This is a genomic window from bacterium (assembly GCA_035371905.1).
Classification (GTDB): domain Bacteria; phylum Ratteibacteria; class UBA8468; order B48-G9; family JAFGKM01; genus JAMWDI01.
The window spans coordinates 1-5,326 of sequence record DAORXQ010000104.1; the positions used below are offsets into that span (position 1 = coordinate 1).

Annotated in this window: 2 protein-coding genes; both read right to left on the reverse strand. The window is 31.4% G+C overall.

Annotated elements, in window-relative coordinates; translation table 11 throughout:
- Positions 1-109: 109 nt before the first annotated feature.
- Positions 110-4,882 (reverse strand): beta-galactosidase trimerization domain-containing protein, encoded by a 4,773-nt coding sequence (locus tag PKV21_08805; GenBank protein ID HOM27584.1) that lies wholly within the window; start codon positions 4,880-4,882, stop codon positions 110-112.
- A 14-nt stretch (positions 4,883-4,896) separates the two neighbouring features.
- A partial coding sequence (locus tag PKV21_08810) for a right-handed parallel beta-helix repeat-containing protein (GenBank protein ID HOM27585.1) occupies positions 4,897-5,326 on the reverse strand: 430 nt, incomplete at its 5' end.

A 5,326-nucleotide genomic window follows, 5' to 3' on the forward strand; every position in this document is an offset into this window, starting at 1 on the left:
CAAGGGCAGGAAGTAACATCCCTGCAAGTATCGCTATTATCGCAACTACAACAAGCAATTCTATAAGAGTAAACCCTCTTTTTTCCATTTCTTCACCTCCTTTCAAATTTTATTTTACCTTGAACTTAAATACTTTTTCAATACCTGAATTAACATCTCTTACATAAAGTTGATAATCTCCTTTTTCTTCATTTAACGAAAGTGGTATTAAATATTTCAATTCTCCTTTTTCTGCAACAAGATTTTTATTGTATGCTTCCTTATTTTTTCCATCCTTGTAAATCTCTATTCTTAATACATGTTTTCCTGCTTTTCCTGTATCTGTTCTTACTTTAAGATTAATTTGTATATTATCTCCTTGTGTATATTCTGTTTTTAAGTTTCCATCAATTCCAACAACTTTGTAAGGCAAAATTGAATATACCTTAACATTTCCTGGTTTTAAAATATCTTCAAAATTATCTGTATTTCCAACATATTTTTTATTTCTTAAATCATATATGTGTGCTTTTTTCTCTGTTTTTATTTTCACTTTTGTTTCTTTTATTATTTCTGGCATATATGCAAAATAAATGTTTTCTCCATCTTTATAATATAATCTTTCACCTAAATTTACTGGTTTTTCTCCTTCATATATTTCAACTCTCTTTTTCAAACCGGCATTTTCAAGGATTTTCTCAAATATACTCTGTACTGTTAATACATAATCCCTTTCTCCTTTTTCCTCTTCTATAACCTCACCTGCAACACCTCTACCTTTCATTCCAGCATAGTCAGAAATTTCAAGATTTAGATATATACCCTTCCCTTTTCCATAATTGTTAAATATTAAAGCAGGTGTCCCATCTTCAAAAACAGCCATATTTTTTCCAGTTGTTGTTTTTACACCTGTTTCTGCAATATTCATCTCAAGTTCCTTTTCTCCAAAAATGCTTTCTTTTAAAAATTTAATCTTCATTTTTCTTTTTATAAATTCTGCACTGCTCCTATCTATTCCAAAAACTTCATCTAAAGGCCCTTTTTTCCCATAAATCTTTCCATGTTCATCTCTTACTCCAGGTTGATAATCAGCAATAACAATTCCTCCACTTTTTACAAAATCTTTTATTGCATCAATTTCTCCTTTTGAAAGACATATCGTATTTGGTAGAATTAGAAGTTTAAAGTTTTTAAGTTCTCCATTTTTAATCTGCTCATAAGAAAGTGTTCTGTGCTGATATCCAAGGTTCTCAATTAATGTTTTCTGACTGTATAAGTTTCCTGTTCTTGGTAATCCAAGGACCTGTGAAGCAAGAATTGAAGAGTGAGAATAAGGAAAGCATATACCATCATCACTGAATTCTGTCTCTATAAAAAGTTTACCAATACCCTTCTTTATATCTGAAAATTCATCTTTTGAAAGGTCATTATAGCCACCATGAACTGTCTGGTCAGGTGAAAGAATTCCTTGATGATGGGTTCCTGCATTCCATAAAATATAATAAAAAGCCCAGTGTCCTCCATGCAGTAAACTCCTCCATGAATGAAATCTATGTCCTGGTGTTGCTTTTTCCACTCCATACCCACCATATTGACCTGAAATAACTCCAAATGATGAAAACCATTCTTCAAGCATGCCATTATATCTTCCTGTAACAGGTGTATATTTTGATATTAACCAGAAATCTTGAGGTATTGTCAAACTTGGCTGATATATTCCATGCTGACCAACTACTCCTCTTGGATTTCCTTCTTTTACTGCCTCTGCTGGAACTTTATAATAATATTCAATAATCGCCCATCCAATAAATATCCTCCAGTCAAGATACTGTGAAATATTATTCATATCCTTTATCTCCGAAATTCTTATAGGCATAACCTCATTCCAGTCCTTGTAATTTGTTTCCCATTGTTTATTAAGTGCATCAATTGATTTATAATTTTCTTTTAACCATTCTCTAAACTTATTTATTGTCCTCTCTGACCAGTCATAGTCACCTTGCATATCCCTTTCGTCATCAAGATGTATATAATCTGCTCCTCCCCATTCAGAATATCCTTTTGCTAAATTTCTCATTCTCTCTTTAAATTTAGTAATTTCTTCATCTGATGGAACAAGTGGTGGGTCATAGGTTAAATTTTTTGTATCTGCTTTTCTATTTCCAAAGTATCCGCCTTTTAAACTGCAGGAAAAAGGTGGTCCCATTAATAAATGGTGTGTTTTATAGGCAACATACCTTTCACCTTTACCTTCTCCATATGAATAAACATAATCAATACCTGCTTCTTTAAGTTTATCACCCGCTATTATTATTTTTAATGGGTCTGGTTCAAGATTTCCCCAGCAGGCAAGATAAAAATCATCATATAAAGGCATTCTATCAGGATATATAAAGAAAATGTGTCTATCCTTTGTAATACTTAAATCTTTATCTAAAAGAGAAACTCTTAATTCATGCCAGATATCAAGAATTTTACCCTTATCTATACTTAAAGATACTTCATTTTTCCCTGGATTTACTTCTATATTCTTCTGTTCTTTATAAACAACTCTGTTATATGCATCCACAACTTCAATATCAAGTTTTAAATTTTTCTTTTCTCCTTTGTTTTCAATAGTAATAATCCCTTTTATTTCTTCATTACTTCTGTATGCTGATGTATCTCTGTCCATTTTTACTGTTAATGTTATATCTTTTTTTACATCAAACTTACAACTTGCCCATTCCAAAATCCTTCCTTTTGTATCTTTCAAAATCAAATCAGCAATATGAACTTTATCTGTAAGTGATTTTTCTATCTTCAATTCAATCTTGTTTTCTCCTGATGCTAACTTTATTTTTCCATTTTTTTCTTCCTCTACCTCATAAAATCCATTATAAACTTTCAAATTATAAGTTGTCTCTATATCTCTTCCTGTTTGATTATTTATCACAAATTCTATTTTTTCTGGACTTCCTTTTATCTCTTTTGCAGTTATTCCTGATTCTCTTTTACTTGCCCATATTATACTTCTTGAAAATAACCCAAATCCATATTCCCATCCAGGTATCCACATCCATCTCCCTTCTGCCTGCCAGTCGCCTAAACTTGGACTGACTGTTTCATATCCCCTTCCTGGATTTCCCTGAATAACTACAACCCTGCCATTTCCAAGTTCAAATAACCATACTTTTGGCATCCTGTATGGAATACCAACTGTTATCCACTTTGAATCTATTTCTTTGCCATTCTCTCTTAAGTATTTATCTAATGTTCCATATATCTGCTTGTTGGTTAAATCGCCAAGTATAACTGCTCCTTTACCCTTTTTTATAAATGAAAATATGCTATCCTGAATATATTGTGGAATACCTTCGTCCCAGTGTAGCCCAGCAAAAAATATAACATCATAATTTTTTTCATTTAATAGTTTAAGAAGTTTCTTTAATGTGTTTTGTGTATATGGATATTTTTTTGCTTCATCAAAAGCGAATGAACAGCAATCAAAATCTATATCACATCTCTGCCATATTTCTCTCCAGTATCCAACTGAATTATCACTCCTGTTTACAAATAAAACATTCATCTTTCCATTACACCAGGGCTTTGCCCATTTTGTATGAGGTGTTTCAACTTTTAAATCAACTTCTTCATACCAGGAAGGAAGTGGTGGATTTATGATTTGATAACCATAATATTTCTCTCCTATTTGTGGTTCTGGTTTCCTCTTCATAAAATATGTATATGAAGAATCTCCTACTTTTACCGGTTTTTCTCCTTCAAGTATATTATTTTTCTCATCTTTTATTCTCACTTTTACAACATATGTACAATCCTTCTTTTCAAATAGAAGTGGAAATTGAAAACTCGTACCTTTTATTTTATCCAGTTGTAATTCTTTACTTCCTATAATCGTTTCTTTTTCTTCAGGCAATATCCTGTATCCATATTCAACTTTTATTTTTCCACCATAAGGACCTGAAATATAAACTTTAACAGGAACTTCTTTACCTGCCTGTATCTCTTTCTTTGAAATAAAATTACCTATACCTGATTCACTACCAACTGTTATTCCTAATGTATAATTCTCATCTGCTGCTTCAATACTCTCTATATTCTCAACAGGATAAATTATATATCTTGTTGACCATATCTCTCCAGGTCTTAAATTCTGTTTTCTATAAGGCCATTGAATACATGCACCCTTTCCTTTCGATAACCAACATTCAATTGCATCAAGATATTTCCAGTCCATTACAAATATTAGCCCGAGTTTGCTCTGAACACTTATAAAACCAGTAAAATTTGAAGTCGGTTCCTGAGAACCAACAGGAGCACTAAAAGTTCTTACTTGACTGTCAAAATCATTTATTACTCCAAGGTCATCTGGAACAAAATACCAACTATCTTCATTCTCTATCCATGCCCAATGTCCTACCATAAGTGTAAATGGTAATGCTTCTTTTGAGTTATTTTTTACATTTATGGAAACATTTATAATCGGTGAATTCTGATTTAATTTGTAGGTCCTTTCTATCAAAACATCTTTATAAGAAGCATATTTACCAACCCCTGGTAAATTAGCATAAAATTTTATTTCACATATATCAGGACCTTTTTTTATTATTTCTGCATTATAGGAATGGTTACAATAATAAAGTTTACTTCCAACCATATCTCCAAGTTCAATCTGATGGTCCTGAAACCAAGCAGATGTTGTACTTATAATTTTATTTGCTGGTTTATATAATACTTCTTTTGCTTTTGCTCCTTCCTGTGGGGTAAATGTAATCCTGTAATATTCATTTTCCATTATCAGAACATCATCTTTCCCGTCTCCATCTGTATCTTTAAAATATGCATCTGTACCTGCAAAAATTGTAAAACTTAAAAATACCAGAAACATTAAAACCTTCTTCATTCTATCCCTCCTTTTTATTTTTCATCTTTTTTTTCTTCCTCCGGTAAAACAATTTTATCCGCTTTATTATTTTTACATACTGTATTTTTTCCAACGATTATAATATCTGCTTTTAAATGTCCTGATAATTCATTATACTCAATTATATTAAAATCTGCAGAAGTTGGTTTATCCCTGTACATTCCATTCTTTTCTTCAATTCCAATATGTTGTGTTTTTTCATTCTGAGTGTCTCTTATTTTATTCCCCTTTATTGTATAGTTCATTGCATCCTCTGAAGAAGCATAAAGCATAATTCCTGGAAATTTTCCGGGTTGTGACTTTGAGTTGTTTTCAATTATATTGTTTACTATTACATTATTTGATTTCTTCCCTCCATTTATCTCAATTCCAGCACCTCCATTTTCAAAGATGTGATTATTTTCTATTAAATTATTTGTATCT

Excerpts from the sequence above, each read along its gene's own strand:
- PKV21_08805 (HOM27584.1), bottom strand. The coding sequence starts at position 4,882 with ATGAAGAAGGTTTTAATGTTTCTGGTATTTTTAAGTTTTACAATTTTT.